Genomic DNA, 4,594 nt, shown 5'->3' with positions numbered 1-4,594 from the left:
GTAACTTCGTGATAATTTCTTCGGGCTTCGGTCGCTTGATTGCCATGTGGTTCCTCCGTTTTCCTAAACATAGCGGAGGACCACTTCATTGGGGGAGGATCAACGGCATCTCGCGTGGATGCTTAAAGAAGACGTAGAACTCGCATTTGGGGGTGCGCTCGGTTCCTTCGGCCCCGCAAGCTATCCGACAATATTAAAGTGAACGCGCCCGGCGACTTGCGCTGATTTGCGCGTCTTCGAATGAAACCTTGTTTACAACAATGTCAGGTTTAAATAATATGAACAAGATTTACATATGCTGAACGATAGGAGGTCGTTCATCATTGGAAACAAGGGAGGTCCTGATGAGAAAAACAATTTGTACCCTGATGATGGCAGGGGTGATGATGACCGGTGCGGCGAAGGCCGAAGACTATGTCATGCAGACCGCGTCGACGGGTGGCACGTTTCACCCCGTGGGGGTCGCCATCTCTACTTTGAGCAAGGTCAAGCTGCTGCCTTCGGAGAATTTCTCGCTGACGGCGGTGAACTCGGCGGGCTCGGGCGCGAACCTGCAGGCCATGGCGTCCGGAACGGCCGACTTTTCGATCCTGCAGGGGCTTTTCGGCTATTACGCGGCGCGCGGCACCGGGCCTTTGAGCACACCGATGGAGGATATCCGTTCGGTTTCCATGCTGTGGCAGAATGTCGAGCACTTCATCCTGCGCAACGACCTGGTCGATACCGGCACGGCCGCGGATATCGTCGCCGCCAAGGGCGCCGGCGCGGGCATGGGCGCGCGCAACTCGGGCAGCCTGGGCTCCGGGACGCTCTTGATGGAAGGTCTGGGGCTGAATGCGGAAGAAGACTTTCAGATGATCTATTCCGGTTATGGCCCGACACTTGATGCCATGGCCAACGGACAGATCGATTTTGCGTCGATCCCGGCCGGCGTGCCTGCGGGCGCGATCACCCAGATACTTGCCACCAACGGCGATGACGTGACGATCCTGAACGTAACGCCGGAAGAGGCGGAAGCGATGGATGGCGGGCGTGAACTCTGGACGGCCTATACCATCCCGCCCAACAGCTATCCCGGACAGGACGAGGCGATCCAGACCATCGCCCAGCCGAACTTTCTTGCGGTGAATGACGACGTGTCGGAAGACCACGTCTACAAGCTGACCAAGGCGCTTTACGAAAACCTGCCGTTCTTGCAGTCGATCCACCCGGCAACAAAGGCGATGTCACTGGAGGTGGCGATTGCCGGCCTGCCGACGCCGCTGCACCCGGGTGCTGTGCGCTATTACCGGGAGGTTGGTCTCGACATTCCCGAGCGGCTGCTCCCCCCGGAAATGCAGGACTGATCGCAGGACGCGACCGGGGGCGGTTGGCCGCCTCCGGCGCATTGCGAGAGCGGACCGGGATGATTTCCGGTCTCCTTGCCTCCGCGCCATCGCAAAACAGGAGCGAAGCCCATGCCCGCCCCGAAAGACCCGATCAAAGCCGCGTCCGACGACCCGGTATCAGCGACCGTGACGACCGCTATGCCCTCGGATGCTGGCCAGGTGTCTGAAAAACGTCGGCGCTGGCTTGACCCGGAAAGCCTGGGGCACGGGCCTTGGACCGCGCATGTCATGCGTTGGGCCGTTATCGCCTTTGCGCTCTGGCACATCGCCACGAACCTTTTCATCAACGAAGCCGGGATCTGGCAGAACGCGTTGCACTTCGGCGGTTTCGGGCTGATCGCGGCCCTGTCGACGGCCCCCATGCAGCGGTTGCGCGACAGTCGCTGGGCAATGGTCCTCGACGTGATCTACGGGTTTGCCATTTTCGGGGCGGCCATCTGGGTCGCCTACGCCGAGGATGGCGTGTACGTGAACTCCATGGCCCAGCGTGGGTCCGGCTGGATCTTCAGTCCGATGGACTGGATCGCTGGCGGGCTGGTGATCTTTGCCGCCGTGGACCTGACCCGGCGGCTTACGGGCTGGATCATACCCACGCTGATCCTGATATCCCTGGCCTATATCCTTTTCCTCGGGGCCTGGTTGCCGGGCGTGTTCCGGTCCGCGTCCCTGCCGCTGTCGGACGTGCTGTTCCGGTCGCTCTACAATGACGAAGGCATGTTCGGCGGCATCACCACGATCTCGTCGGCCAACATCACCTTGTTCATGATCTTCGGCGGTTTCCTGATCTACTCCGGCGCGTCGGATTTCGTGATCGAGTTGAGCCGGATCGTCGCCGCGCGCCTGCGCGGCGGTGGCGCCTACGTCGCCGTGATCTCTTCGGCACTGACTGGCACGATCAGCGGCTCCGCGGTCGCCAATACGGCCTCCACCGGGGTCATCACGATCCCGACGATGACGTCCAACGGTTTCAAGCCAACCTTTGCCGCCGGGGTCGAGGCAGCCTCGTCGACCGGCGGCCAACTGGTGCCGCCGATCATGGGGGCCGGCGCCTTTGTCATGGCGAGTTACACCGGCCTGCCATACAGCACGATCGTCGCGGTTTCGGTCCTGCCGGCCATCCTTTATTTCCTGTCGGTCGCCTGTTTCGTGCGGATCGAGGTCCTGCGATCGGGTATCCCGGCCGCAACGCCGCGCCCCGTGGACCGCAAGAAACTGGCGGCCGGTGCGTTGAACTTCGTGCTGCCACTCGGGGTCATGATCTGGCTTCTGATGACCGGACGTACGCCGAACTACGCGGCCTCGGTCGCCATCGCGGTGCTGGTGGTCGTCAGTTGGGCGACACCCACCAAGATGACCCCGAAGCGTATCGCGCAGGCCCTGATCTTCGGGATGCGGACCGCGGTCATGACGGCCGTGCTGTTGACTGCCATTGGCCTGGTGAACAACGCGATCACGACCTCCGGCGTCGGCGGGGCCTTCAGCCTCATGATCATCCAGTGGTCCCAGGGGTCGCTGATCATCGCAATCGCGTTGGTGGCCCTTGCCTCGCTGATCCTTGGCATGGGGCTGCCGGTGACGGCCGCCTACGTGATCCTCGCAATCCTGCTCGCGCCGGCGCTGTCGGGGCTGCTGGCCGACCGGATCGTCATCGACGCGCTGGCGGCGGGCGTCAATGATGCGGCCGTGAGTGGGACGCTCGCCCTCTTCGATCCGTCGCTACAGGCGGATTTGCCCAGCGGGCTCGGCGCAGAGCGCGCGGCCGAAGTCGTAAGCAGCCTGCCCATGGAAGTGTCCGCGGTGTTGCGCTCGTCGCTTGTGGACCAGGGCCAGTTGTCGACCTTCCTTCTTGTCGCGCACCTGATCATCTTCTGGCTGAGCCAGGATAGCAACGTGACACCGCCGGTCTGCCTTGCCGCCTATACCGCGGCCGGCATCGCGGGATCGAAGCCGATGGCAACCGGGCTGACCTCCTGGAAGATCGCCAAGGGGCTTTACATCATGCCCCTGCTTTTTGCCTATACACCATTGATATCGGGGGACGGGGCAGAGGCCCTGCGGGTCGCGGTCTTTGCCAGTTTCGGGATCTACGCGGTCACCGCCCTCTTGCAGCGCCATGCTGAAGGGCCACTGACCTGGTGGGCCTATGCCGGGCTGTTGGTTGGCGCGATAGGGGCCTTCATGCCTTACCATATCTGGGCGAACCTTGGCGGTGCTGTCCTGACCCTTGTGACTGCCTGGGGGACGCGTCCGCGACACCCAATAGGCCAGAGGATCGAGACATGACCGGAGAAAAGACTTCGTCGAAACAGACCGCGACGACGACAAGCGATCCGGCGCCGCGACGTGATTCCACGCTGCGCAACGGACTGCGCCTTGTCGAAGCTCTTTCGATGCGGGGCGCAATGAGCCTTGGTGATCTGTCCCGCGAGACCGGGATCGGCAAGGCCACGGCCCACCGGCTGCTGCAAACATTGTCGGAAGAAGGTTACGTCGATCAGGACGCGGAAACATCGCGCTACGCCGCGACAATGCGGATCTGGGAGGTGGCGATGGTGCGGTCCGAGCAACCGGACCGCGTCTCGCCCTGTCTGCCGGCGATGCAGCGGCTGCGCGATCTCAGCCGGGAAACCGTGATCCTTGGCCTGATCGACGGGGACGAGATCCTGTACCTGCACCGGCTCGATAGCCCGGAAGCGGTGCGGACCTTCACGCGCGTGGGGGACAGGGCGCCGGCACATTGCGTGGCCACCGGCAAGGCCGTCCTCGCCTTTGACCCCGCTGGTGAAGAGCGCTGGAGCACATTGACACTGGATGCGTTCGGGGCGGAAACGATCACCGATCACAAGGCCTTTGCCGCCGACATGAAGGCCACCCGCGACCGGGGTCATTCGATCAATCGGGGTGAGTGGGGCGGTGGCGTTCGTGCCATCGGTGCGCCGATCCGCAGCTGGAACGGACGTGTGCGCATGGCGCTGTCCATTGCCGGCCCGGCCGAACGCATGCCCGACGACAGAATCGCGGAGCTCGCTCCGCTGGTGATGGCAGCAGCCGAGGACGCTTCGGTTGCGTTGCAAGGACGAAAGGACAATTCATGACAAGTACACTTCCGCTGGCCGGCGTTCGCGTGGTCGAGATTTGCCAGATCGCGGCTGGGCCGTTTTGCGGGATGCTTCTGGCCGATATGGGGGCGGAGGTCATCAAGATCG

Annotated in this window: 4 protein-coding genes; all 4 read left to right on the top strand. The window is 62.8% G+C overall.

What is annotated here, in order from left to right; genetic code table 11:
* Nucleotides 1–344: 344 nt before the first annotated feature.
* Nucleotides 345–1,346, top strand: a complete 1,002-nt coding sequence (locus tag PVV74_RS22665; RefSeq protein ID WP_274594773.1) for a TAXI family TRAP transporter solute-binding subunit — start codon at nt 345–347, stop codon at nt 1,344–1,346.
* Between the two features lie 111 nt (nt 1,347–1,457).
* Complete coding sequence (locus PVV74_RS22660; protein WP_274594772.1) at nt 1,458–3,671, top strand: TRAP transporter permease; 2,214 nt, start codon at nt 1,458–1,460, stop codon at nt 3,669–3,671.
* The gene (locus PVV74_RS22655; protein ID WP_274594771.1) at nt 3,668–4,483 is read left to right on the top strand and encodes an IclR family transcriptional regulator; all 816 of its coding nucleotides are present in this window, start codon (nt 3,668–3,670) and stop codon (nt 4,481–4,483) included. The genes PVV74_RS22660 and PVV74_RS22655 overlap by 4 nt, the downstream gene beginning before the upstream one ends.
* On the top strand, nt 4,480–4,594 hold a 115-nt coding region (locus tag PVV74_RS22650; protein WP_274594774.1), incomplete at its 3' end, for a CoA transferase. The genes PVV74_RS22655 and PVV74_RS22650, both read left to right, overlap by 4 nt.

The organism is Roseovarius sp. SK2 (genome assembly GCF_028807495.1).
Taxonomy (GTDB): domain Bacteria; phylum Pseudomonadota; class Alphaproteobacteria; order Rhodobacterales; family Rhodobacteraceae; genus Roseovarius; species Roseovarius confluentis.
This window is presented reverse-complemented; position numbering and strand designations above follow the sequence as displayed.